This window comes from Stenotrophomonas maltophilia (assembly GCF_047782825.1).
Lineage (GTDB): Bacteria > Pseudomonadota > Gammaproteobacteria > Xanthomonadales > Xanthomonadaceae > Stenotrophomonas.
In genome coordinates this window covers 240,228-263,505 of record NZ_CP180589.1, presented here as the reverse complement: position 1 = coordinate 263,505, position 23,278 = coordinate 240,228, and the positions used below count along the sequence as shown (strand labels likewise).

Genomic DNA, 23,278 nt, shown 5'->3' with positions numbered 1-23,278 from the left:
GCTGGGCAGACTGCCCTGCATCGGCAGGCCCCACGCCTGCTTCCCTGCCAACGGAGATCCCCCATGAAGCTGTACTTCGCCCCCTACACCTGCTCGCTGTCACCGCATATCGTGCTGCGCGAACTGGGCCTCCCCTTCGAACTGATCAAGGTCGACAACGCGAGCAAGCGCACCAGCGATGGTCGCGATTTCCTCACCATCAGCCGCAAGGGCTACGTGGCCGCGCTGGAACTGGATGATGGACAGGTGCTGACCGAAGGCCCGGCCATCGTCCAGTACCTGGCCGATCTGCGGCCGGACAGCGGTCTGGCCCCGGCAGCGGGCAGTTGGCAACGCGTGCGCCTGCAGGAATGGCTGAACTTCGTGACCAGCGAGATCCACGGCGGCTCGGCGCCGCTGTTCAATGCCGATCTGCCGGAAGCGGCCAAGGCATTCTTCCAGCAGAAGTTGTTCAAGCGCTTCGACCTGCTGCAGGACACCCTGGCGACGCAGCCATTCCTGATGGGGCCCGACTTCAGCGTGGTCGACGCCTATCTGTTCACGGTGCTGGGCTGGTGCCGGTTCTTTGCGATCGACCTTGCAGCGTGGCCGGCGCTGGAGGCGTATGTCCGCCAGATCAACGCGCGTCCGGCGGTGCAGGCCGCACTGCGCGCAGAGGCGGCCTGATGCGCGAACCGTTGTAGAGCCGAGCCCATGCTCGGCTGGCCCTTGCGAAAAGCAGCCGAGCGCAGGCTCGGCTCTTGTGTCTCGGAATGGTGCCCTGATCAGGCACAATTCCCCCGGTGACCCCGGGAGGCTCCGATGACGCTGCCTCGGCTCTTAAGCCTTCGAGCTTGCAAAGTAGATTCAGCGCGTCGGCGGCCTGACACCGCCTTGGAACTTGAACGGTATCTTAGGCCCACCTTCGGGTGAGAGCCTGCACTCACAAGGGCAAGTCTGGCGGCTTCCGATCACGATCGTAAGTTCAAGCTGGAGCAAGATCATGCAAGTAATCGGCAATGACATGGCCAAGGCGACCTTTGATGTCGCCTTGCCACTGTCCGAGGGCAAGTACCGCACCAAAGCCAAATTTCCCAATACGACCAAGGGTTATGCGGAATTTCTGGCGTGGCGAGCCAAGCATGCGCCTGACGCAGCGGTAGGCATGGAGGCCACCGGTATCTACCACGAGGCTTTGGCGCGCGCCCTGGTGGAGGCTGGGGTAGTGGTTTATGTCGCCAATCCCGCACGGGTGAAAGCATTTGGGCAGGCCGAGGGAGTCCGGACCAAGACCGACCGCAGCGATGCCAAGCTGATTGCCCGGTTCTTCGAGGCTCAACGCCCGGAAAAGCTGCACCCCTACGTCCCGCCGACGCCCTCGGAGGTGAAGCTGCGAGCCCTTGTCCGGCGACGTGATGACCTCCAGGAAATGCTGCAGATGGAGCAAAACCGCCTGGAAGTTGCCGATATCTCCGTCCAGCAAGGGATCAACGACGTGATCCGGACGTTGGAGGAACAGATCAGACAGGTGCGAAAGGCGATCCAGGACCACATCGACAACGATCCGGACCTGCGCGGGCGCCATCAACTGCTCACCAGCATTCCCGGCGTGGGCGATACCAGCAGTGCCCAACTGCTGGCGTTTCTAGGCGATCTCAACAGATACAGCGACGTGCGTCAGGTGGTTGCCCACGCAGGCCTGAATCCGGCGCAGCGTCAATCAGGAAATTACGAAGGTAAAGCCAGGATATCGCGAGTTGGCGACGCCAATTTCCGCAAGAAGTTGTACATGCCGGCGCTGACCGGCAAGGCCTACAACCCGACGCTGAAGGCCTTTGCAGAACGCCTCAGCAAGAAAGGAAAGCCATTCAAGGTCATCATGTGTGCACTGATGCGCAAGCTCATACATCTGGTCTGGGGAGTGCTGAAGAGCGGCCGACCGTTTGAGCCTGAAGTCGTCCTTGCCTAGGCAAGGACGACACGGTATCTACCCTTGCTTGGCCGGCGGCGCCGGCTTGGGCGGGTCGTCACAGATGCGGTGCTTGACCACGGTGTCATCCACCTTCCATTGCTTCACGACCCGACAGCTCTCTTTGGCAACGGGCGCTTTCGAGGATCGTGCCGCGGCCGCATCCGCCTCGTCGGCGCCAGCCGCCCGCTGTCGTTCCAGCCACGCCGAGGACGGTGTCGGTGCCGGCGGTTCGGCCAGTGCCGGGCTGGCCAGCAGGGCCAACCCGACCAGCAGCAGCACCCTCATGCCGCCACCGGCCGGCCACCCAGCAGCCGCGCCGGCAGCATGAACAGCGCGCGCAGGAAGGCGAACAGGGCCGAGAAGGTGATGCCCACCAGGCGGAACGGCAGGCTCAGCAGCCACACGAACGGCCAGGCGATCAGCGCCAGCAGCGCCAACGGCCAGCACAGCACGAACAGCAGGCACCACACGCCCAGCGCGAACAGGGTCTTCATCACGGTCTCCTTGGGCGGCACCCTGCCGCCTGAGGACACCTTGCCGCCCTGCCCGCCCGGCCGCAAAGGGTTTGCGACGAAACCGGCCTGGAGCCGACGAAACCGGGGCAATCCGCCGGGCATGGCCCGGCGCTGCCGTAACGCCGCGGGCGTTACTCGAACGAACCGACCGAATCGTGGGCCAGGTTGTCGAAGCGGGTGTATTCGCCGAAGAACTTCAGCTTGCACGAACCGGTGGGGCCACCACGGTGCTTGCCGATGATGATCTCGGCCAGGCCCTTGTCCGGCGAATTTTCCTTGTTGTAGTAATCGTCGCGGTAGATGAACACGATCATGTCCGCGTCCTGCTCGATTGCGCCCGATTCGCGAAGATCGGCCATCACCGGGCGCTTGTCGGTACGCGTTTCCAGCGATCGGTTGAGCTGGGACAGCGCGATCACCGGCACGTTCAGTTCCTTGGCCAGGCCCTTCAGCGATCGCGAGATTTCCGAGATTTCGGTCGCACGGTTTTCGCTGTTGCCCGGCACGCTCATCAGCTGCAGGTAGTCGATCACGATCAGGCCCAGGTCGTGCTCGCGCTTCAGGCGGCGGCACTTGGAACGCAGGATCTCCGGCGACACGCCCGGCGTATCGTCGATGAAGATCTTGGTTTCCTTCAGCATCTTGATCGCGCTGGTGACCCGGCTCCAGTCCTCGTCTTCCAGCTGGCCGGTACGCAGGCGCGAAGCGTTGATGCGGCCATTGGAGGAAATCAGGCGCATCGCCAGCTGCGATGCGGACATTTCCATCGAGAACACGGCCACGCCCTTCTTCGACTTGATCGCCGCGTACTCGGCGATGTTCAGCGCGAAGGTGGTCTTGCCCATGGCCGGACGCGCGGCCAGGATGATCAGGTCGGTTGGCTGCAGGCCGGCCGTCATCGCATCGAAGTCGGTGTAGCCGGTCGGCAGGCCGGTGATGTTGCCGCCGTTCTCGAAGCGGTTGCGCAGCTCCTCGAAGGCATCCTTCAGCGCGCCGGGCATGGCCACGAAATCGGTGCGGCCGCGCGCGCCCTGTTCGGCGATGGCGAACACGCTCTTTTCCGCCGAGGCCAGCAGTTCGCTGCTGTCGCGACCTTCGGGCTGGAAGCCGTCGTTGACGATGTCGGTGCCGACCTGGATCAGCTGCCGCAGCACCGCCTTGTCACGCACGATCTCGGCGTAGGCCACGATGTTGGCCGCCGACGGCGTGGTGCTGGCCAGCTCGATCAGGTAGGCGCCATCGCCCACCAGCTCCATCTTGCCCTGCGATTCGAACCACTCGCCCAGGGTCACCGCATCGAACGGGCGCTCGCGCTCGGACAGCTCGCGGATCGCCCGGTAGATCATCTGGTGATCGCGGCGATAGAAGTCGGTCTCGGTCAGCTGGTCGTTGACCCGGTCGTAGGCTTCCGGGGCCAGCATCAGGCCACCCAGCACCGCCTGTTCGGCTTCCACCGAGTGCGGCGGCACGCGCAGCTGGTCGATGCGCGATTCGTCGCGATCGCGGTCGAAGCCATCGCCGCGCTCTTTGCGGTTGGAACGGAAGCCGGAACGGGCGGACATGCTGCGGTGTTTCCTGCGAAAGTGGGCCAGACGAGTGTAGGCATGCGCCGACCCCGGCGCATGGACAAGCCTGTGGATAAGCCGTGGACGAACAGGGGATATCCGTCGCGGTGCGACGTGCCTGTCCGGGCTATGGGATCCCATTATCGCATGGGGTCAGAGCCCGTCGCTGCGCGACGGGATCCGACCCCGTGGCGATGGGGTCGGCCCCCTCTGCGCAGCAGAGGGCACCGACCCCGACAGCACGTCAATCGCCCTTGGCATGCACCGCGATCAGTGTCAGGAAGCGGTCCACATAGCCCCGCAGGAATTTCTGCGTGCCCTCGTTGTGGATCGTGCCGTCGGCGCCGATCAGCTCATCCTTGAAGTGGATGAACGCCTCCGGCTGGCCGAGCACGTGCATGTCCAGGAAGGCCAGGCTGTTGCGCAGGTGCTGCTGGGCCACCGCCGTGCCGATCTGGCCGATGGAGGCACCGATCACCGCCGCCGGCTTGCCACCGAAGGCGCTGTCACCATAGGGCCGCGAGCCGATGTCGATGGCGTTCTTCAGCACGCCGGGCACCGAACGGTTGTATTCCGGGGTCACGAACAGCACCGCATCGGCGCTGCGTACCTCGTCCTTCAGGCGCGTGCCCTGGGCCGGGTAGCTGCCGTCGAAATCCTGGTTGTACAGCGGCAGATCGTCGATGCGCACGTACTGGAAGCGCGCACGATCACCGGCCAGTTTTTCCAGGGCCAGCGCAAGCCTGCGGTTGCAGGACTCCTTGCGCAGGCTGCCAACGAAGACCGCGATGGTGGGAACAGGCATGGCGACACACTCCTGACGGGGGAAAGGGCCAGCCTAGCGGCCGGCCCGATGCGCCCCGGTGAAGATCAGCCGCGCGCCACGCCGGCCCGTACCTGACGCCAGTGGTCCTGCCAGGCCTGGAACATCAGCACGTTCCAGAGGTGGGTATGCCATTTGCGCTGGCCGCCCAGGAACTGCTGCCACAGCGGCTGCACGGCGGCCGCCGACAGCACGCCTTCGCGCTCCAGCCGTGCCGGCTGCAGCAGGTCATCGGCCCACGGCCGCAGGTCACCCTTCAACCATTCACTCACCGGCGCGCCGAAGCCGCGCTTGGGCCGGTGCACCATCGACTGCGGCACGTAGCGGCCGAGCACGCGCTTGAGCAGCACCTTGCTGGTGTCCTCGTTGCGCTTGAAATCCAGCGGCAGCGACCAGGCGAATTCAGCCACGCGCCAGTCCAGCAGCGGCGCCCGTGCCTCCAGGCTGACCGCCATCGAGGTGCGGTCGACCTTGCACAGCAGGTCGTCGGGCAGGTAGCTGACGAAGTCGGCCAGCATCATCGCGTCAGCCGGGGTGCCGGCGCCGTGCAGCGGGTCGGCCAGGTCATAGAAGCTGCCAGCCTCGCGTGCGCCGATCACCGCCGCCGCCGGGTCGCGCCAGCGCGAGATGCGGTTGCGGTAGACATCGCCGATGCCACGCGCGCCGGTCTCGGCCAGCAGCGCAGCCAGCCCGCCGGTACGCGAGGCCTCGCCCTGCTGGTGCGCGCGTGCGCCCATCCAGCGCCGCAGCGGAGCCGGCACCCGGCCCAGCATCTGCCAGTTGCGCAGCGCGCGTACATAGCGGGTGTAGCCGAAGAACAGCTCGTCGCCACCATCGCCGGACAGGGCCACGGTCACGCCCTGCCGCGCCAGCCGCGCGACCAGCGCGGTCGGCACCTGCGAGGCATCGGCAAAGGGCTCGTCGAACATGGCCGGCAGCTGCGGCACCACTGCCAGCGCATCGGCGCCGCTGACATACAGCTCGGTGTGGTCACAGCCCAGGTGGCCGGCCAGTTCCTTGGCCAGCGGCGCCTCGTCATGGTGCGAGCCGCTGAAGCCGATGCTGAAACTGTGTACCGGCTGGGTGCTCTGCGCCTGCATCAGCGCCGCCACCAGCGATGAGTCGGTGCCACCGGACAGGAACACACCCACCGGCACGTCGGCCACCATGCGCAGGGCCACGGCATCGCGCAGCAGGCCGTCCAGCTGTTCCTCGGCCTCCTCGATGCGGCCCTGGAACGGTGCGGCCAGCGCCGCCTGCATGCGCGCGCGCGCATCCCAGTAAGGGCGCTGGGCCTGCTCGGGGCGGTGCGCGGACGCACCGGCGGCCACCATCGCCGCATCCAGCCGCAGCACGCGGCCCGGCATCAGCTTGTAGCAGCGCTGGTGGATGCTGTGCGGGGCCGGGATGTAATCCAGCCGCAGCAGCAGGGTCAGCGCATCACGGTCGATATCGTTGTCAAAGGCCGGGTGCTGCCACAGCGCCTTCAGTTCGGAACCGAACACCAAGGTGTCGCCGGCCCAGCCGTAATACAGCGGCTTCTTGCCGACCCGGTCGCGGGCCAGCCACAGGCATTGCTCCTGGCGGTCCCACAAGGCGATGGCGAACATGCCGTTGGCGCGCTGCAGGGTGTCCTCGACGCCCCACTGCAGGATGGCCGCCAGCAGCACTTCGGTATCGGAATGGCCGCGGAAGGCATGGCCCAGCGGTTCAAGCTCGGCCCGCAGGGCGGCGAAGTTGTAGACCTCGCCGTTGTAGGCCATCACATAGCGGCCGTCGGCGGAAGCCATCGGCTGGTGGCCCAGCGGTGACAGGTCCAGGATGCTCAGGCGGCGGTGGGCCAGGGCGATGCCCGCGCTGGCATCAACCCAGGTGCCGCCGTCATCGGGCCCGCGGTGGTGCAGCGCCTGGCCCATCGCCAGGGCCTGCGCCTGCAACACCTCGGCCGACGACTGCGGCGCCGGCAACAACATTCCCGCCAATCCACACATGCATCAGGGTTCCTGCGCCAGGTCGAGGGCGGCGCCTATCACCGCATTGTCGCTTGGAAGCCCGAACATTGCTGCCCCCGCCAGCGGCGTATAGGTATCGGCCCCGCAGACCCGCCGCAGCGGCAGGTGGCCGTGGCCGGCCTCGACCAGTGCGGTGACCACGCCCTCGCCCACCCCGCCACTGTGGCGGCCCTCATCCAGCACCAGCACCCGCCGTGCGGTGGCGGCCTGGCCGGCAATGAAACCGGCATCCAGCGGCACCAGCCAGCGCAGGTCGACCACCCGCACCTGCCAGCCGGTCTGCGCCTGGATGGCCGGCACCGCCCGCAGCGCCATCGGCACGCCGTTGCCGTAGGTGAACACCACCAGATCGTCGGCGTCGGCGGCATAGACCCGTCCTTCGCCCAGCACCAGCGCCTGCCCCGGTGCCGGGTAATCGAACAGCCACTGGCCATCGCCGGCCGCGTGCAGGTCCTTGGTCATGTACAGCGCGATGGGCTCCAGGAACACCGCCACCCGCCCATCCACCCGGGCCAATGCCGACAACGTCCGCAGCATCATCACCGCATCATCGCCACGCGACGGGCACCCCACCACCAGCCCGGGAATATCACGCAACGTGGTGATCGAGTTGTCGTTGTGGAAGTGGCCGCCGAAGCCCTTCTGGTAGCCCAGCCCGGCCACCCGCACCAGCATGGGGTTGCGGAACTGGTCGTTGGAGAAGAACTGCAGCGAACACGCCTCGCCGCGCAGCTGGTCGATGGCGTTGTGCAGGTAGGCCAGGTACTGGATTTCCGGTATCGGCAGCAGGCCCACGTTGGCCAGGCCCTGGGCCATGCCCAGGATCATGGTTTCGTCCAGCAGGGTGTTGAACACCCGGCGCGGGCCGAAGCGCCGCAGCAGATCCCGGGTGACCGTGTAGACGCCGCCCTTCTGCGCCACGTCCTCGCCGAACAGCAGGGCCTGCGGGTACTTGCACAGCAGTTCCTGCAGGCCATGGTTGATCTGCACGGCCAGGTGCCGCGGCGGCTGCCGCTCGGGCAATGCGTCGGCGCCGCCATACAGGGCCTCGCGCGCTTCGGCCGGCACCTCCCGCGTCGCTTCGGCCATCACCGCCGCCGGCGTGTACGGCGCCAGTGGCGCGACCACTTCATCCAGCGACTGCAGCTTGGGCCGGCCTTCGGCATCGGTGGCGGCCGCCATGCAGCGCACGCGCATTGTCTCGTAAGCGGCTTCGATGGCCGCTGCATCCATCCAGCCCGATTCCAGCGCGATCTGTGCCGAGCGCAGCAGCGGGTCCTGCGCCTCGGCCGCGCACAGGTCGGCCAGCGCGCGCCATTCCACTTCGAAGTCGGTGCCGGCATGGCCCATCAGGCGCGTGGTGCGCAGGTGCAGGAAGGTCGGCCGGCGCGTGCGCCGGCAATGCTCGACCGCTGCCTGTACCTGGGCGTGGCCGGCCGCCAGGTCCAGGCCATCGGCGAAGTAGTAGTCCAGCCCCGGCTGGCGGCTGAAGCGCTCGGCAATCCAGCCTTCCGGGGTCTTCACCGAAATACCCAGGCCGTTGTCTTCGCACACGAACAGGATCGGTGCCGGCAGCTTCTGGTACGCCGACCACATGGCGGTGTTGAAGGCGGTCTGCGCCGTGGCATGGTTGGCCGAAGCATCGCCGAAGGAGCACAACACGATGCTGTCGGCGGGAATCGGCAGCGGCTGGCCCAGGCGCTTGCCGCTTTCGATGGCCAGCGCGGTACCCAGCGCCTTGGGCAGGTGCGAGGCGATGGTCGAGGTCTGCGGCAGCACCCACAGCGGCCGGCTGCCCCAGACCTTGTGGCGGCCACCGCTGGCCGGGTCGTCGGCGCTGGCGGCGAAGGACAGTGCGGCATCGCGCAGCGGGTCCATGCCCGGCACCTGCCGCGCGCGCTCGGCCATGAACGCGCCGGAACGGTAATGCAGGAAGGCCGGATCGGTATGGCGGCAGGCGCGCGCCAGCAGCGCGTTGCCTTCATGCCCGGACGAACCGATGGTGTAGAAGACCCGGTTCTGTACACGCAGCACGCGCGCCATCAGGTCCAGCTGGCGGCTGGCCAGCTGCGAATCGAACAGGTCATCGAAGGCCGCTGCGGTCAACGTGCTGCCGGGCAGGATGGGCGCATCCGGTGCCGGTCGCGGCCGCGGCAGGCCGCGCCAGCCACGCACCGCCTCGAGGAAATTGACATCGCACACTTCGGCGCGGTTGAGCGCACGCATGCGCGCGGGAATCGGATCGGGAACCACAGCGAACATCGAACACCCTCCGTGTCGTTGTTGCATTCCGCCGGGCGTGGCCCGGCGCTATCGTGCCGGGCGCCGCGTTACCCGCGTGCATCCATGCGTGCGCGCACCTCAGCGGTCACCGCCGGCATGGCCACGAAGCGCGGCTGTTCACGCACCCGCTGCAGCCATGCGCGCACTTCAGGGAACGGCCGCAGGTCGATACCCCCGTCGGCCGCCACATCGGTGTAGGCAAACAAGGCGATATCGGCGATGCCGTACTGGTGGCCGGTGAACCACTGCGCCTGCCGCAGGTGCTGTTCCATCACTGCCAGCGCGGTGGCTGCCCGTTCGTGCAGGCGCGGCAGCTCCGCCCGGCGCGGGGAATCGAGCTCGGTCCAGCCGCGGATGAAACGTGCCACCGCCACGCAGGGTTCGTGGCTGTACTGTTCGAAGAACATCCAGCTCAGCGCCTGCGCGCGTTCCCAGCCATCGCTGGGCAGGTAGGGCGTGCCTTCGGCCAGCCAGAACAGGATCGCGTTGGATTCGGTCAGCACGCGCCCATCGTCGCGCACGATCAGCGGCACTTTGGCATTCGGATTGAGCGCGAGGAACTCAGGCGAATGGGTCTGCCCATGCGCACTGTCCACTTCCACCCAGCGGTAGCGGCTGCCGAGCTGCTCCAGCAGCAACCGCACCTTGTGGCAGTTGCCGGATACCGACATGCCATGCACCGTCAACGGAACGCGCTCATCCACCATTGCCTGCTCCAGGACATCCCGGCCGACGGCCGGCTGCGTGCAGTCTGGCAAGCGCGTCGGCCGCTGCCAAGCGCGGGTGCAGCATCAGCGCGTGCGCTGCTGCCACTGCGCGCGCGACTGCCCCCAGATCTGCAGCGGCGGGCCCTCGTAGGGGGGCGGCAACTGGCCCATGCGCAGCAGGCTGCTGCCCAGCTTGCGCGCGACGGCCTTCGATTTTTCATTGTCCTCGGCAATGGTGTGGATCACCTCGTCCCAGCCCTGGGTGTCGAAAGCCCAGTCGATGGCGGCCACCGCCGCTTCCGGCGCATAGCCCCTGCCCCAGCTCTGCCGGCGGATGCTCCAGCCGACCTCCGGGCCGGGCCAGCCCAGCGGCTGCCACGGCCCCATGCGGCCTACCCACTCGCCACTGGACTTCTCGATAACGCTGAACATGGAAAACCCGAACAGCTGCCAGGCACCGGCCAGACTGCAGAAGCTGCGCCAGGCCACCGAAGGCAACTGCACGCCGCCCAGGCTGCGCATCACTTCTTCATCGGCGCAGAAGGCCAGGTAGGGCTGTAGATCCTGCGTCTGCGGCGGGCGCAGGATCAGCCGCTCGGTTTCGATGCGCAGATCGAAGATGCTCATGCCGATTCCCTTGGATGCACGTGGCCCACCATCATCGCCGATCCAGGCGCGCCTGCCCTGCCCTGCGCGTATCGGCGTGTGCCGGAAACCGGAAACGAAACAGGCCGGCAAGTGCCGGCCTGTTCGATGCAACGTGCAGGGGATGCCTTACTGGCGACTGGCCGAAGCACCGCCGGCCGCGGCGGTCTGGGTGACCAGCTGGCCATCGACCACCGGCAGGCGATCGCTGGCCGGCTTGTTGTCCAGGCGCACGGTCTTCTCGGCACCGTCGTAGCGGTAGGTCACGTTGTAGCCCTTCACCACGTCGCTGGTGCCCATGGCAATGCGGTTACCCGGCTTGCTGGCCATGCGCATGGTGCCGGTGGTGCCGTCTTCATTGCGGTAGGTCACGTTGTAACCGGTCACGCGGCTCGACTCGGACGTGGCGGTTTCCGTGTGGCACTGGCGCTCGGTGCGGTTGACCACGCGGCCACCCACGTGGCGCTTGTCCACCTGGTTGCCGATGAAGCCACCGGCCACGGCGCCGGCAGCGGTGGCGGCCTTGCGGCCGTTGCCCTTGCCCACCTGGTTGCCGAGCAGGCCACCGACCACGGCGCCGACCACGGTACCGCCGACGTTGCCGTCGCGCTCGGGCAGGCGCTCCTGCACCACCACGTCCTCGCAGACTTCATGCGGGGTCTGGGTGGTGGACGTCTCACGCACCGGATCGGTGCCGATCACGGTGGCGTAGGCCTTCTGCTTTTCGGTGATCGGGTCGACCTTCAGCACATCGGCATATTCCAGACCACGCGGTGCACTGGCATCAACCGCATCGCCGCGCGCGCCGTCATCGGTGGCGCTGCCATCCACCAGGCGCGATTCCGAAGGGTTTGCCGCGCCCAGCGAAGCCGGGGCCTTGTCACCACTCTTCATGAAGGCGGCGGTGGCGATGCCACCGACCAGCAGCGCGCCCGCTGCGACCAGGACCGTTGTAGTTGTGCTTTTCATGACCTGCTCCTTGCGGACCGCCCGCAACGTTCTCGGGGGAGATTGCAGCATGGCCTGCCTGAACGGAATCTCCACATTTCCTGCTCATGGCCGTAACCCATTCAGCATCGGGAAATGCTGCGCCCGTGGTAGCGTTTGCATCTCCCCCGAGAGGATTCCCGCCATGGCCAACCCGATGCTGCTGCCGGTTCTGCAATGGGCGCGCCGGCTGCGCTACCCCACCCTGTTCAAGCTGACCGCCGGCCTGTTCGCGCTGACCCTGTTCATTCCCGATCCCATCCCGTTCGTGGACGAGCTGGTGCTGGGCCTGGGCACCCTGCTGCTGGCCAACTGGAAGAACCGCAGCGCGGTGGTACCGCCACCGCTGGAACAGCGTTGAGCGTGCTGGTCGACAGCCACTGCCACCTGGATGCCAGCGAGTTCGATGCTGACCGCGACGCGGTGATCGCGCGTGCCCGCGCCGCCGGCGTGCAGGCGCAGGTGGTGCCGGCGGTGACGGCCGCCAGCTGGCCAAAGCTGCGCCAGGTCTGCCAGCAGGTGCCGGGCCTGTACCCCGCCTATGGCCTGCACCCGATGTTCCTGGCCGAACACCAGCCCGGGCACCTGGCCGATCTGCGCGGCTGGATCGAACGCGAACGCCCGTGCGCCATTGGCGAATGCGGTCTGGATTTCTTCGTCGAGGGGCTGGATGCCGAGGCGCAGCAGCGCTATTTCATCGGCCAGCTGGAACTGGCCCGCGAGTTCGACCTGCCGGTGATCGTGCACGCGCGGCGCGCGGTGGATGCGGTGATCGCCGCGATCAAGCGCGTGGGCGGCCTGCGCGGCGTGGTGCACAGTTTTTCCGGCAGTCCCGAACAGGCCGCGCAGCTGCACAAGCTGGGCTTTCTGCTGGGCCTGGGCGGGCCGCTGACCTACGAGCGTGCACAGCGCCTGCAGCGTCTGGTGCGCGAGATGCCGCTGGAGCAGCTGCTGCTGGAAACCGACGCGCCGGACCAGCCCGATGCAGGCATCCGCGGCCAGCGCAACGAACCGGCACGGCTGGCAGTGATCGCGCGCCACGTGGCCGCGCTGCGCGGCAGTGACGCGGAAACCGTGGCACGGGTGACGAGCGGGAACGCACGGCGGCTGTTCGCGCTGCCCGCCGCCTGATCGCCGCTTCGCCGGGCACGGCCCGGCGCTACCGGTCAAACCTCGGCGGCTTCGGCCTTGGCCTTCTTTGGCTCCAGCAGCATTTCCAGCGCCTTGCCCACCGCGGCAAAGGCAAACGCGCCGGTGATGTGGGTCGCCGCGCCCAGCCCGGCGCCACAGTCCAGCTTCAGCGCCGCATCGGCACCCAGGTTCGGGCGCAGGCCACAGACGCTGCCATCGGCCTGCGGGTACTTCACGTTCTCCAGCGAGTACACCGCCGGTACACCGAAATAGCGCTTGGCGTTCTTCGGGAAATTGAACTCGCTGCGCAGCTTCTTGCGGATCAGCGCCAGCATCGCGTCATGCTCGGTACGCGAGACATCGCGGATGCGCACCAGGGTCGGATCAGTGCGGCCGCCAGCGGCGCCCACGGTCAGCAGCGGCAGCTTGCGGCGGCGGCACCAGGCGATGGCTTCCACCTTCACCCGGAAGCTGTCGCAGGCATCGATGACCAGATCGAAGTTGCGGTCCAGCAGTTCGGCCATGTTGCCGGTGGTCAGGAACGCCTGCACCGCGTCCACGTCGATCTGCGGATTGATGGCGCGGCAACGCTCGGCCATGGCCTCGGACTTGTTGCGCCCGTAGTTGCCTTCCATCGCCGGCAGCTGGCGGTTGGTGTTGGACACGCAGATATCGTCGGCGTCGATCAGGGTCAGGTGGCCCACGGCCGACCGCGCCAGTGCCTCCACCACCCACGAGCCGACGCCGCCCATGCCCACCACCGCCACGCGGCTGCCCTGCAGGCGCTCGAGCGCACCCACGCCATACAGCCGTTCGATGCCGGCAAAGCGTTGTTTGACCTGTTCGTTCATCGGGCTATTTTAACGTGCAGGCAGCGGCGGCCACAGCAAGCTGCCATCGAACCCACCGTTGCACGCCCGCGCATCACCCATGGAGGAGCCCGCATGAACGCCAGCCCGTCCCCTCGTCCTTCCACCGCCCAGCGCTATCTGTTAGTGCTCGTGCTCGGCCTGCTGATCGGCCTGGTCGCCACGGTGATGGTCGGCCGTGCCCTGCAGGCCGGCGGCGATCCCTTCCCGCACAGCCTGATGCACGTGATGCAGCGCCAGGCCGAACTGCTGCAGCAGGCCCAGCAGCAGAACCGCTGCAGCCTGGCCGACAGCCAGCCGCGCCTGCAGTCGCTGCGCCTGCTGTCCAACGACCTGGATCTGGCCTTCCCGCGCCTGAAGGACGATGCGCGCTTCCAGCAGCACGCCAGTCAGTACCGGGCCAGCCTCAATGCCGCCCTGGCCGCCCCGCCCAGCGACTGCGCCGCGCTGGCCAAGGTGGTGCAGGCGGTGCAGGAGGACTGCCGGGCCTGCCACCAGGACTTCCGCTGATTCATCCTGCAGCCGGGGAAGGCGGGACTGATTGGCGCCTCGTTCACGTTGAAAAGCGGACGATTCGACCACCCTGCTGCACGACGCAGTACCACCCCATGCACCCGCCTTCACGGCCAGGAGACGCCCCATGAAGATCCAGCTCATCGCCGCCAGCGCCATCGCTACCCTTGCCCTGGCAGGCTGTGCCACCTCGCCCGGCTACGGCGGCGGTGGTTACAACAATGGCTACAACAACGGCGGCTACGGCAACAACGGCGGTTACAACCAGGGGCGCTGCGCCGACTGCGGCATCGTGACCCAGATCAACACCGTGGCCTCCGGCCGCACCGCGCCCAGCGCCACCGGCGCGATCCTGGGCGGCATCGTCGGCGCCGTGGCCGGCCATGAAATCTCCGACCACACCGGTGGCAGCCGTGGCAACAAGAACATCGCCGCCGCCGCTGGCGCGGTCGGTGGCGCCCTTGCCGGCAACCAGATCCAGAAGAACGTGACCAGCGATACCTACGACATCACCGTGCGCATGGATGATGGCCGTACCGTGGTGGTCAACCAGCGCGACCTGGCCGGCATCCGCGAAAACACCTATGTGCGCGTGGTCAACGGCAGGGTCATCCTGCGCTGATCGGGGACGGGCCGATGGCAAAGAAAAAGGCCCGCTTGCGCGGGCCTTTTTCATGCGATGCGATGCGGACCGGTCAGACCGGCTGCACTGCGTCGGCCTGCAGGCCCTTCTGGCCCTGCACGACGGTGAAGGTGACCTTCTGCCCTTCCTTCAGGCTCTTGAAGCCCTGGGTCTGGATGGCGCGGAAATGCACGAACACGTCTTCGCCGTTTTCACGGCTGATGAAGCCGAAGCCCTTTGCATCGTTGAACCACTTGACGGTACCGCTCTCGCGATCAGACATCTCACTACTCCCTGGTGACTCTCTCTTGTTGTTGGAAACGCCTGTTGGGCGGCTGACAAGCAAGGGGGAAGCGAGGTGCATCGATGCAGCGGATCGGAACGATCTTGCTTCATCAGGCCACGATCCACGGTGACCTTGCCAAGCTCAGCGACTGCAACTTAACCCGGCCAAAACGAAAAAGCAACTGGCAAAATCCTTCACTGTCAACCCCAAAAAGACAACCATACGGGGCAGCATGGACCTCTCATTCATCTTGTATCTGCTAGCGGTCATTTTTGTCCTGGTCGGCATCGCCGGCATCATCCTTCCGGCCTTGCCGGGCGTGCCCCTGGTCTTCGTCGGCCTGCTGCTGGCGGCATGGGCCGACGGCTTCGCCCATGTCGGCTGGCCCACCCTGCTCGCCCTCGGTGTCCTGACCGCGCTGTCCCTGCTGGTCGATGTCCTGTCCACCGTGGTCGGCGCGCAGCGGGTCGGTGCCAGCCGCAAAGCGCTATGGGGCACCTTCATCGGCAGCATCGTCGGCCTGTTCTTCATGCCCATCGGCCTGTTCGCCGGCCCGCTGCTGGGGGCCCTGCTGGGCGAGTACTGGCATACCCGCGAACTGGGCCGCTCGACCAAGGTCGGGCTGGCCACCTGGCTGGGCATCCTGTTGGGGCTGGCGCTGAAACTGGCCGTGGTGATCGCCATGCTGGGTCTGTTCGCCTTCGCCTGGTTCCTGTGAGGCGCGGACCTTCACGTCACGCGCACGCCCCGCACGGGCATAAACCGCTGGGGCTGGCCGTTGCCGCGGGCAGCCGCCACACTGTGTGTCTTCCCGTATTCACCCTGAAGGGCCTGCTGCAATGACCCTGCCGAACTTGCTTCCCCGCCTTGCGCCGCTGGCGCTGGCGCTGGCCCTGGCCAGTGCACCGCTGGCCGCGCAGGAAATCGCGCCCACTGCCAACACCACGCCGGCCGGCTGCGCGGCCATCGATACCGACGCTGCGCGCCTGGCCTGCTACGACCGCCTGTTCGGCCGCAGCCCGCAGGCCACCGCCGAGGCCGATGCCGCCGCCCAGCAGGCCGCCCAGGCCCTGCGCGAAGAACGCCGTGCCGCACGCCTGAGCCAGGGCGAGGAGAACCTGCGCGCCCGCGTGGGCGACATCTTCCGCCCCGCCCCCGATGACAGCGCGCTGGCCAATGCCGGCCGCGGTTCGCTGCTGGACAGCCGCTGGGAACTGGCCGAGGACTCCAAGCTGGGCCCGTTCCAGCTGCGCGCCTACAAGCCGGTCTACCTGCTGCCCGCGTTCTGGACCAGCGACAAGAACCAGATGCCGCAGTCGCCGAACCCGGCCAACAGCGTAACCACGCCGCAGGTGCTGGACAGCACCGAGCTGAAGTTCCAGATCAGCTTCAAGACCAAGATTGCCGAGAACCTGTTCGGCGACAACGGCGACATCTGGGCCGGCTATACCCAGAGCTCGCGCTGGCAGGCCTACAACGCCGAGAACTCGCGCCCGTTCCGCGAAACCAATTACGAACCGGAAGTGATGATGGTGTTCCGCAACGGCTACTCGATCGGTGGCTGGCGTGGGCGCATGACCGGCATCAGCCTCAACCACCAGTCCAACGGCCGCCCCGACCCGCTGTCGCGCAGCTGGAACCGGGTGATGCTCAACATCGGCCTGGACCGCGAGAACTGGGCGCTGGTGCTGCGGCCCTGGTACCGCATTCCGGAAAGCCGCAGCGATGACAACAATCCGGACATCGAGGATTACATGGGCCGCGGCGACGCAACCCTGATCTGGAACCGCAATGGCCATGAAGTCGCCTTGATGGCGCGCCATTCGCTGCGCACCGGCGACCGTTCGCACGGCGCGCTGCAGCTCGATTACGGCTTCCCGATCAGCAACCTGCTGCGTGGCCACATCCAGGTGTTCGATGGCTATGGCGAAAGCATGATCGACTACAACCACAAAGCCACCTACGTGGGCGTGGGCGTGTCGCTGCTGGAGTGGTTCTGATGGCGGTGACGATCTGGCACAACCCGGCATGCAGCAACTCGCGCGGCGCACTGAAGCTGATACGTGATGCGGGCTTCGAGCCGGTGGTGATCGACTACCTGGACAGCCCGCCGGACGTCGCCGCGCTGCGCCAGGTGCTGGCCGAATCCGGGCTGGACGCGCAGGCGCTGGTGCGCAGCAAGGAAGCGCAGTTCACCGAACTGGGCCTGGAAGATGCGGACGAGGCCGCGCTGCTGGCGGCGATGGCCGAACACCCGCGGCTGATCAACCGCCCCGTGGTGCGCACCGACAAGGGCACGCGCCTGTGCCGGCCACCGGAAACGGTGCTGGAAATCCTGTAACCCGCCGCGCTCTGGTAGAGCCGAGCCATGCTCGGCTGCGGCCTGCGTGCAAACCGTGAATGCAGCCGAGCATGGCTCGGCTCTACAGGACGGGCCTACAGCCAGTCGGTGATGCCTTCGCGGCGGTACACCTCGGCGAACGCCGGGCGCGCCTTCATCGACGTGGCATGCGCCTTCAGCACCGGCCAGGTGTCGCTGGGCTTGGGCATGTTGCGCGACCAGCGCATCAGCATCACCAGCATGTAGTCGACCACGCAGGGCGTGGCACCCAGCAGGTATGGACCATGTGACTCCAGGTGCGCGGCGACATGCTGCCAGGCCGCTTCAAGGCGCTGACGTGCCATTTCGCGGCTGGCCTCGGCGTTTACCTCGCCCGCCACCTCGTTCGGATAGAACCAGGCACGGTAGGCCGGCTGCAGCGTATTGGCGCACCAGAACATCCAGCGATAGGCGTCGGCGCGCTGCGGTGTGCCCACCGCGGGCAGCAGGCCGGCATCCGGATGGCGATCGGCCAGGTACAGCGCGATGGCCGCCGCTTCAGTCAGTACCAGGCCATCGATCAGCAGTGTCGGCACCACACCGGCCGGATTGAGCGCCAGGTACTGAGCCGACTTGTGCTCGCGCACGTCGAAATCCAGCAGCACCAGTTCGTGCTCGATGCCCAGCTCGATCAACAGCCAATGCACCACCAGGGCGGCGGTGCTGGTCGAACCATACAGCGTGGTGCTCATGTGGTGGATCCTGTGCGGGAGGATCAGACGATTATGCGCCCGGTCGCAGCGCTGCGTTCAGCCGCAGGTGCTCATGCACGAATCCCGGCGTTCACCACAGGACATCATCGGCGCGCGCATCGTGCAGTCATGCGCCTTCAGTTCGCAGGCACGACGCAGTTCGGGGTTGGCGACGTCCTTGCAGCGCTTGTCCGGCGCCGGCACCACCTGCTGCTCGCAATTGCTCTGGCGGCCACCGATGGAATCATTCTGCCCCATGCAGCTGCGGTAGCCGGCCTGGCACTGCATGCGGCATTGCGCGGACGCGGAGAAATCCTCGCCTTCGTAGGATGACGTTGTGCTGCAACCGGCCAGGACCAGCAGGAACACAGCCGCGACGGATCGATGCAGGCGCATGGGCACATCCAGTACAGGAATGTGCGGACCCTAGCAGACTGCGGTTGCTCGTGCAGGCATCCACACACGCCCTCGATCAGTACACGGGAACACCGGTGTCGGTGCGGACTTCATTCACCGTGCCGCCGCAGGAGAGCAGGCACTGGGCGTACGGAGCATTGCATGAAGGAAGCGCCGGAGGACCACAGTAGTTTCCGGCACCGTTGCCCCCTTCGCAGTTGTGCCGCTGCTTGTCGTCGGCAATACCACTGCAACGGCTGATGATCCGGCTCTTCTCGCTTTCGCAGCTCCCCTGGTCCGACTCGGCACGGGCGCGGTTGTGGAAGTCGCACGTCGCCTTTTGGCTCTGGCAGACCGACGCACAGATCTTCCCCGCCTCGTGGGTTGGTGGCTCGACGAAATAGCGCGGCCCGCAGGCAACACATGCCAAGGCAGCGAACAGAAGCACCACAATACGCAACCACGATGGCACGATGGACTCCCTTCCATTACGTCTGTCCGTACGTTACCAGAGCGCCACCCCGGCTGTCGGCCACAGGCAACAACGGCGCCACGCGGGCGCCGCTGCCTGAAACGGAAGCGGAAGACTTACTCCACCACCACCGGAATCTTGCCGATGCGGGCCTGCCATTCGCGCGGCCCGGTCTTGTGCACCGACTCGCCAGTGGAATCGACCGCCACGGTCACCGGCATGTCCTGCACGGTGAACTCGTAGATCGCTTCCATGCCCAGGTCGGCAAAAGCGACCACCTCGGTCGCCTTGATCGCCTTGGACACCAGGTAGCCCGAACCACCGACCGCCATCAGGTAGGCCGACTTGTGCTTAATGAATGCTGAGAGCATGGCAGACTTCAAGCTTGCGATTTCTCGGACGACCAGATGAGGCGTGTAATGAACAATGATCGGGAAGTGCTGGAGCAGGTTCTGGGTGCGACGATCGAGCAGTCTGATTCGCGGACTGTGCCGGGCGCTACGCGAGTGGCGGGCCAGCAGGTTGTGTACTTTTCGGATAATGGCAAGAATACATTTCGAAAGCAGTTTGATGACATAACGTTCTTTACTGAACCATCCAACGCACTTAGCGGCGGAGTCAATGAAAGAGGTTGCAGAATAACTCCTCCGTCCGGGCCTCTTTTCCATGCCATCTCCTATCACGGCGATCTTGATGGATGGAGAAAAGATATCGAAGCCGGTGCAAGAGGCCTTGGCTTGTTGTTGGCCCGAATCGAAGGTGATCAGTTCGTTGTTACCGACGGCCGTTCGATCCCTCTGTCGGACTGCAAAATAGAGTTTTCCTGAACCCTGCTCACGCTCAACTCCGGGCTCGTCTGCTCTTCGGGGGTCAGGCTCAGCGCGACAACAGTCTCGTTCACACACTGCGCCTGCGTGCGCTTGGCTGTCCTGCCTGGGTGGATGCCAACCGAAGCAGCACGATCGCTGCAGATTCATTAACCCCCGCTCCAGATACAACAACGGCGCCACGCGGGCGCCGTTGCCTGAAACGGAAGCGGAAGACTTACTCCACCACCACCGGAATCTTGCCGATGCGGGCCTGCCATTCGCGCGGGCCGGTCTTGTGCACCGATTCGCCGGTGGAGTCGACCGCCACGGTCACCGGCATGTCCTGCACGGTGAATTCGTAGATCGCTTCCATGCCCAGGTCGGCAAAGCCAACCACCTTGGCCGCCTTGATCGCCTTGGACACCAGATAGGCCGAACCGCCGACGGCCATCAGATAGGCCGACTTGTTGTCACGGATCGCTTCGATCGCCGCCGGGCCGCGCTCGGCCTTGCCGACCATGCCCAGCAGGCCGGTCTGCTCCAGCACCTGGCGGGTGAACTTGTCCATGCGCGTCGCGGTGGTCGGACCAGCCGGGCCCACCACTTCGTCGCGCACCGGATCGACCGGGCCGACGTAGTAGATGAAGCGGCCCTTCAGGTCGACCGGCAGTTGCTCGCCCTTGTTGAGCATGTCGACCATGCGCTTGTGCGCGGCGTCGCGGCCGGTCAGCAGCTTGCCGTTGAGCAGCAGGGTCTGGCCCGGCTTCCAGTTGGCCACGTCTTCAGGGGTGATCGTGTCCAGGTCCACACGGGTGCCCTTGGACGCGTCGTAGGTCAGCTTCGGCCAGTCTTCCAGCGACGGCGGGTCCAGCATCACCGGGCCGCTGCCATCCAGGGTGAAGTGCGCATGGCGGGTGGCAGCGCAGTTCGGGATCATCGCCACCGGCAGGTTGGCCGCGTGGGTGGGGTAATCGTTGATCTTGATGTCCAGCACGGTGGTCAGGCCACCCAGTCCCTGCGCACCGATGCCCAGCGCGTTGACCTTCTCGTACAGCTCCAGGCGCAGCTCTTCGATGCGGTTGGACGCACCACGGGCCTGCAGCTCGGTGATGTCGATCGGCTCCATCAGCGCTTCCTTGGCCAGCAGCATCGCCTTTTCAGCGGTGCCACCAATGCCGATGCCGAGCATGCCCGGCGGGCACCAGCCAGCGCCCATGGTCGGCACGGTCTTCAGCACCCAGTCGACGATCGAGTCGGACGGGTTGAGCATGGCGAACTTGGTCTTGGCTTCCGAACCACCGCCCTTGGCGGCGACGATCACGTCGACCGTATTGCCCGGCACCACCTTGACGTTGACCACGCCCGGGGTGTTGTCCTTGGTGTTGATGCGCTTGCCGGCCGGATCGGCCAGCACCGAGGCGCGCAGCTTGTTGTCCGGGTGCAGGTAGGCGCGGCGCACGCCTTCGTTGGCCATGTCTTCCACGCCCATGGTCGCGTCGTCCCAGCGCACGTCCATGCCGATTTCCAGGAACACGGTGACGATGCCGGTGTCCTGGCAGATCGGACGGTGGCCTTCGGCGCACATGCGCGAATTGATCAGGATCTGGGCCATCGCTTCCTTCGCGGCCGGCGACTCCTCGCGCTCGTAGGCGGCGGCGAGGTTCTTGATGTAGTCGACCGGGTGGTAGTACGAGATGTACTGCAGCGCGTCGGCGATGGACTGGATGAGGTCTTCCTGCTTGATCGATGTCACGGCTTGCTCGCTTGCTGAAGGCTGGCGGGGGTAATCCGCCCATTTTACCCCCTCCCCCGGCTGCAGGATCACAATCATGGGACCGGATCCCCTGCAGGGGACTCTGACCCCACCCTCCCTGTCACGCTTGCCCCCTCTTCGGCGTCCTGGTCGACATGAACACAGAAACCGCCTTCCAGACCCACCGCCCGCGCCTGATGGCCCTGGCCTACCGCCTGCTGGGCAGCCGCAGCGATGCCGAGGACGTGGTCCAGGATGCGTGGCTGCGCTGGTCCGGCGCCGATCCGGCCAGCGTGCGCGACCCGGAAGCCTGGCTGGTCACCACCACCACCCGGCTGGGCCTGGACCGGCTGCGCGCGGCCAAGCGCGAGCGCCTGGACTACGTAGGGCCCTGGCTGGCTGAACCGCTGGCCATCAGCCTGGAGGCAGAGCCGCTCAGCGACCCCGCGCTGGCCCACGCCCGTGCCGATGAGGTGTCCGTGGCCTTCCTCACCCTGCTCGAGCAGCTGGGCCCGGAGGAACGCGCCGCCTTCCTGCTGAAGGAGGCCTTCGACCACGATTACCGCGAAATCGCCGCCCTGATCGGCCACAGCGAAGCCAACTGCCGGCAGCTGGTGCACCGCGCGAAGCAGCGCCTGCAGGCCGGGCGGCCGCGCTTCAACGCCGATGCCGGCCAGCACCGGCAATTGCTGGCGCGCTTCATGGACGCCACACAGCGGGGCGACAGCGAGGCCATCCAGGCCCTGCTGCACACCAATGCGCGGCTGGTATCCGACGGCGGCGGCGTGGTCACCGCGGCGGTACGCCCGCTGCTGGGCGCCGAACGCATCGGCCGCCTGTTCTGGGCGATTGCCCGCCGCGGCCTGGGGCATACCGCTCAGCTGGGCCATGTGAACGGCGAACCGGCCATCCTGCGCTTCCACGGCGACCAGCTGCACTCGGTCACCACCGTGGAGGTGGTCGATGGGCGCATCGCCAACGTGTACAGCGTGCTGAATCCGGAAAAGCTGCAGGGGGTTGTCACGAACGGAAGCGGTACGGCGTCCTTGTAGTGTAAGACGGCCACCGTGGCCGCCGTGGAGCTGAAAATGTCCGACCATGCCTCTCCCCGCGTCCCCTACACCCGCCTGGCCGCCGATGCGTTCAAGGGCCTGCTGGCCACCAGCAAGGCGGTGCATGACAGTTCGATCGACCCGACGCTGATGGAACTGCTGTTCCTGCGCGTATCCCAGCTCAATGGTTGCGGCTACTGCATGGACATGCACGGCACCGCGCTGCGCAAGGGCGGCATCGAGCCACGCAAGCTGGACACCCTGCCGGCCTGGCACGAAAGCCGTTTCTTCGATGCACGCGAACGTGCCGCGCTGGGCTGGGCCGAGGCCCTGACCCGGCTGACCGAAGGAGCGCCGTCGCAGGCGGCGTTCAATGCGCTGGCACCGCATTTCGATGAGAAGGGCATCAGTGACCTGAGCATGGGGATTGCGGTGATCAATGCCTGGAACCGGCTGGGTGCCGGGCTGCTGCCGCCGCTGCCGTAAGGGGGTTCTTCGGGCCGGGCTGCGCCCGGCACCGGCAGAGGCGACAGCCAGAGCCAGAGCAAGGGCAACGTCAACGGCTGGCTCTCCTTGGGATGGCGGGGTGAGTCAGGTCGCAGGGGACGCTGCAAGTACGTCCCTGTAAGCCCGGTCGCCGCATCCATGCGGCTCACGCCCCTGCGGCCTGACCCACCCCGCCTTCGACAGATTTCCTGCTGCTGTTGGTAGGTGTCGACCTCGGTCGACACGATGGATTCATGCCATGGATGGAGGACGGGGTGAGATCCCTTTGCGCTGCAAAGGGATCTGACCCCCTCTGCACGCCTTGCGCG

Annotated in this window: 26 protein-coding genes and 2 pseudogenes; 12 read left to right on the top strand and 16 right to left on the bottom strand. The window is 66.5% G+C overall.

Going from position 1 to position 23,278, the window contains the following annotated elements; genetic code table 11:
* Positions 1-63 precede the first annotated feature (63 nt).
* Together gstA and ACM2ZB_RS01230 are read left to right on the top strand one after the other, a co-directional pair.
* Positions 64-666, top strand: a complete 603-nt coding sequence (gene gstA, locus ACM2ZB_RS01235) for a glutathione transferase GstA (RefSeq protein WP_416057106.1) — start codon at positions 64-66, stop codon at positions 664-666.
* 316 nt (positions 667-982) lie between these two features.
* Positions 983-1,948, top strand: a complete 966-nt coding sequence (locus ACM2ZB_RS01230) for an IS110 family transposase (protein ID WP_416056183.1) — start codon at positions 983-985, stop codon at positions 1,946-1,948.
* An 18-nt stretch (positions 1,949-1,966) separates the two neighbouring features.
* On the opposite strand, the gene ACM2ZB_RS01225 is transcribed toward ACM2ZB_RS01230, so the two are convergent.
* The 9 genes from ACM2ZB_RS01225 to ACM2ZB_RS01185 form a co-directional block, all read right to left on the bottom strand.
* Positions 1,967-2,236, bottom strand: a complete 270-nt coding sequence (locus ACM2ZB_RS01225; protein WP_416057105.1) for a hypothetical protein — start codon at positions 2,234-2,236, stop codon at positions 1,967-1,969.
* Positions 2,233-2,445 carry a hypothetical protein gene (locus ACM2ZB_RS01220; RefSeq protein ID WP_416057104.1) on the bottom strand — a complete coding sequence of 71 codons (213 nt, stop codon included), beginning with the start codon at positions 2,443-2,445 and terminating at the stop codon, positions 2,233-2,235. Before ACM2ZB_RS01220 ends, ACM2ZB_RS01225 begins: the two co-directional genes overlap by 4 nt.
* A 152-nt stretch (positions 2,446-2,597) precedes the next feature.
* Complete coding sequence (locus ACM2ZB_RS01215) at positions 2,598-4,028, bottom strand: replicative DNA helicase (RefSeq protein WP_416057103.1); 1,431 nt, start codon at positions 4,026-4,028, stop codon at positions 2,598-2,600.
* 247 nt (positions 4,029-4,275) lie between these two features.
* Positions 4,276-4,836, bottom strand: coding sequence for an NADPH-dependent FMN reductase (locus ACM2ZB_RS01210; protein WP_416057102.1), 561 nt, complete (start codon positions 4,834-4,836; stop codon positions 4,276-4,278).
* 65 nt (positions 4,837-4,901) lie between these two features.
* Positions 4,902-6,845 carry an asparagine synthase (glutamine-hydrolyzing) gene (gene asnB, locus ACM2ZB_RS01205; protein ID WP_416057101.1) on the bottom strand — a complete coding sequence of 648 codons (1,944 nt, stop codon included), beginning with the start codon at positions 6,843-6,845 and terminating at the stop codon, positions 4,902-4,904.
* Between the two features lie 3 nt (positions 6,846-6,848).
* Entirely contained in the window at positions 6,849-9,128 is a 2,280-nt protein-coding gene (locus tag ACM2ZB_RS01200; RefSeq protein WP_416057100.1) for a thiamine pyrophosphate-dependent enzyme, read from the bottom strand.
* A 68-nt stretch (positions 9,129-9,196) separates the two neighbouring features.
* Entirely contained in the window at positions 9,197-9,856 is a 660-nt protein-coding gene (locus ACM2ZB_RS01195; RefSeq protein ID WP_416057099.1) for a glutathione S-transferase family protein, read from the bottom strand.
* 84 nt (positions 9,857-9,940) lie between these two features.
* Positions 9,941-10,483: a GNAT family N-acetyltransferase gene (locus ACM2ZB_RS01190; RefSeq protein ID WP_416057098.1), complete on the bottom strand. Its 543-nt coding sequence runs from the start codon at positions 10,481-10,483 to the stop codon at positions 9,941-9,943.
* Positions 10,484-10,630: 147 nt separating this feature from the next.
* Positions 10,631-11,470, bottom strand: coding sequence for a glycine zipper 2TM domain-containing protein (locus ACM2ZB_RS01185; RefSeq protein WP_313437597.1), 840 nt, complete (start codon positions 11,468-11,470; stop codon positions 10,631-10,633).
* 163 nt (positions 11,471-11,633) lie between these two features.
* On the opposite strand from ACM2ZB_RS01185, the gene ACM2ZB_RS01180 reads away from it, so the two are divergent.
* Both ACM2ZB_RS01180 and ACM2ZB_RS01175 read left to right on the top strand, forming a co-directional pair.
* Positions 11,634-11,849 carry a DUF6116 family protein gene (locus ACM2ZB_RS01180; RefSeq protein ID WP_313437599.1) on the top strand — a complete coding sequence of 72 codons (216 nt, stop codon included), beginning with the start codon at positions 11,634-11,636 and terminating at the stop codon, positions 11,847-11,849.
* Entirely contained in the window at positions 11,846-12,619 is a 774-nt protein-coding gene (locus ACM2ZB_RS01175; protein ID WP_416057097.1) for a TatD family hydrolase, read from the top strand. Before ACM2ZB_RS01180 ends, ACM2ZB_RS01175 begins: the two co-directional genes overlap by 4 nt.
* Positions 12,620-12,654: 35 nt before the next feature.
* Here ACM2ZB_RS01175 and ACM2ZB_RS01170 read toward each other — a convergent pair whose 3' ends face one another.
* Positions 12,655-13,470, bottom strand: coding sequence for a ThiF family adenylyltransferase (locus ACM2ZB_RS01170; protein WP_416057096.1), 816 nt, complete (start codon positions 13,468-13,470; stop codon positions 12,655-12,657).
* A 93-nt stretch (positions 13,471-13,563) separates the two neighbouring features.
* On the opposite strand from ACM2ZB_RS01170, the gene ACM2ZB_RS01165 reads away from it, so the two are divergent.
* Together ACM2ZB_RS01165 and ACM2ZB_RS01160 are read left to right on the top strand one after the other, a co-directional pair.
* On the top strand, positions 13,564-13,998 hold the full coding sequence (locus tag ACM2ZB_RS01165; RefSeq protein ID WP_416057095.1) for a cytochrome c: 435 nt from the start codon (positions 13,564-13,566) through the stop codon (positions 13,996-13,998).
* 130 nt (positions 13,999-14,128) lie between these two features.
* Positions 14,129-14,623, top strand: coding sequence for a glycine zipper 2TM domain-containing protein (locus tag ACM2ZB_RS01160; protein ID WP_313437611.1), 495 nt, complete (start codon positions 14,129-14,131; stop codon positions 14,621-14,623).
* A gap of 73 nt (positions 14,624-14,696) precedes the next feature.
* Here ACM2ZB_RS01160 and ACM2ZB_RS01155 read toward each other — a convergent pair whose 3' ends face one another.
* Positions 14,697-14,906: a cold-shock protein gene (locus ACM2ZB_RS01155; RefSeq protein WP_065197592.1), complete on the bottom strand. Its 210-nt coding sequence runs from the start codon at positions 14,904-14,906 to the stop codon at positions 14,697-14,699.
* A 235-nt stretch (positions 14,907-15,141) separates the two neighbouring features.
* On the opposite strand from ACM2ZB_RS01155, the gene ACM2ZB_RS01150 reads away from it, so the two are divergent.
* The 3 genes and pseudogenes from ACM2ZB_RS01150 to arsC form a co-directional block, all read left to right on the top strand.
* A complete protein-coding gene (locus tag ACM2ZB_RS01150; protein ID WP_313437615.1) occupies positions 15,142-15,627 on the top strand; it encodes a DUF456 domain-containing protein in 486 nt (161 codons plus the stop codon).
* A 121-nt stretch (positions 15,628-15,748) separates the two neighbouring features.
* Positions 15,749-16,909, top strand: a complete 1,161-nt coding sequence (locus ACM2ZB_RS01145) for a phospholipase A (RefSeq protein WP_416057094.1) — start codon at positions 15,749-15,751, stop codon at positions 16,907-16,909.
* Positions 16,894-17,250: pseudogene (gene arsC / locus ACM2ZB_RS01140) on the top strand (arsenate reductase (glutaredoxin)); the annotation flags it as partial. The gene ACM2ZB_RS01145 and the pseudogene arsC, both read left to right, overlap by 16 nt.
* Before the next feature lie 95 nt (positions 17,251-17,345).
* Here the strand turns inward: arsC and ACM2ZB_RS01135 are convergent.
* The 4 genes and pseudogenes from ACM2ZB_RS01135 to ACM2ZB_RS01120 form a co-directional block, all read right to left on the bottom strand.
* Positions 17,346-17,981, bottom strand: coding sequence for a glutathione S-transferase family protein (locus tag ACM2ZB_RS01135; protein WP_416057093.1), 636 nt, complete (start codon positions 17,979-17,981; stop codon positions 17,346-17,348).
* A 57-nt stretch (positions 17,982-18,038) separates the two neighbouring features.
* On the bottom strand, positions 18,039-18,377 hold the full coding sequence (locus ACM2ZB_RS01130) for a hypothetical protein (protein WP_416057092.1): 339 nt from the start codon (positions 18,375-18,377) through the stop codon (positions 18,039-18,041).
* Positions 18,378-18,453: 76 nt separating this feature from the next.
* Positions 18,454-18,849, bottom strand: a complete 396-nt coding sequence (locus ACM2ZB_RS01125; protein WP_416057091.1) for a hypothetical protein — start codon at positions 18,847-18,849, stop codon at positions 18,454-18,456.
* Between the two features lie 116 nt (positions 18,850-18,965).
* Positions 18,966-19,196 (bottom strand): annotated as a pseudogene (locus ACM2ZB_RS01120) (fumarate hydratase C-terminal domain-containing protein); the annotation flags it as partial.
* A gap of 72 nt (positions 19,197-19,268) precedes the next feature.
* Between ACM2ZB_RS01120 and ACM2ZB_RS01115 the strand changes: the two are divergent.
* Positions 19,269-19,676: a hypothetical protein gene (locus ACM2ZB_RS01115; RefSeq protein WP_416057090.1), complete on the top strand. Its 408-nt coding sequence runs from the start codon at positions 19,269-19,271 to the stop codon at positions 19,674-19,676.
* 217 nt (positions 19,677-19,893) lie between these two features.
* On the opposite strand, the gene ACM2ZB_RS01110 is transcribed toward ACM2ZB_RS01115, so the two are convergent.
* Entirely contained in the window at positions 19,894-21,411 is a 1,518-nt protein-coding gene (locus ACM2ZB_RS01110) for a fumarate hydratase (RefSeq protein WP_416057089.1), read from the bottom strand.
* A gap of 155 nt (positions 21,412-21,566) precedes the next feature.
* Here ACM2ZB_RS01110 and ACM2ZB_RS01105 point away from each other — a divergent pair, with 155 nt between their 5' ends.
* Both ACM2ZB_RS01105 and ACM2ZB_RS01100 read left to right on the top strand, forming a co-directional pair.
* Positions 21,567-22,463 carry an RNA polymerase sigma-70 factor gene (locus ACM2ZB_RS01105; RefSeq protein WP_416057088.1) on the top strand — a complete coding sequence of 299 codons (897 nt, stop codon included), beginning with the start codon at positions 21,567-21,569 and terminating at the stop codon, positions 22,461-22,463.
* 36 nt (positions 22,464-22,499) lie between these two features.
* Positions 22,500-22,949, top strand: coding sequence for a carboxymuconolactone decarboxylase family protein (locus tag ACM2ZB_RS01100; protein ID WP_416057087.1), 450 nt, complete (start codon positions 22,500-22,502; stop codon positions 22,947-22,949).
* The last annotated feature ends 329 nt before the right edge of the window (positions 22,950-23,278 follow it).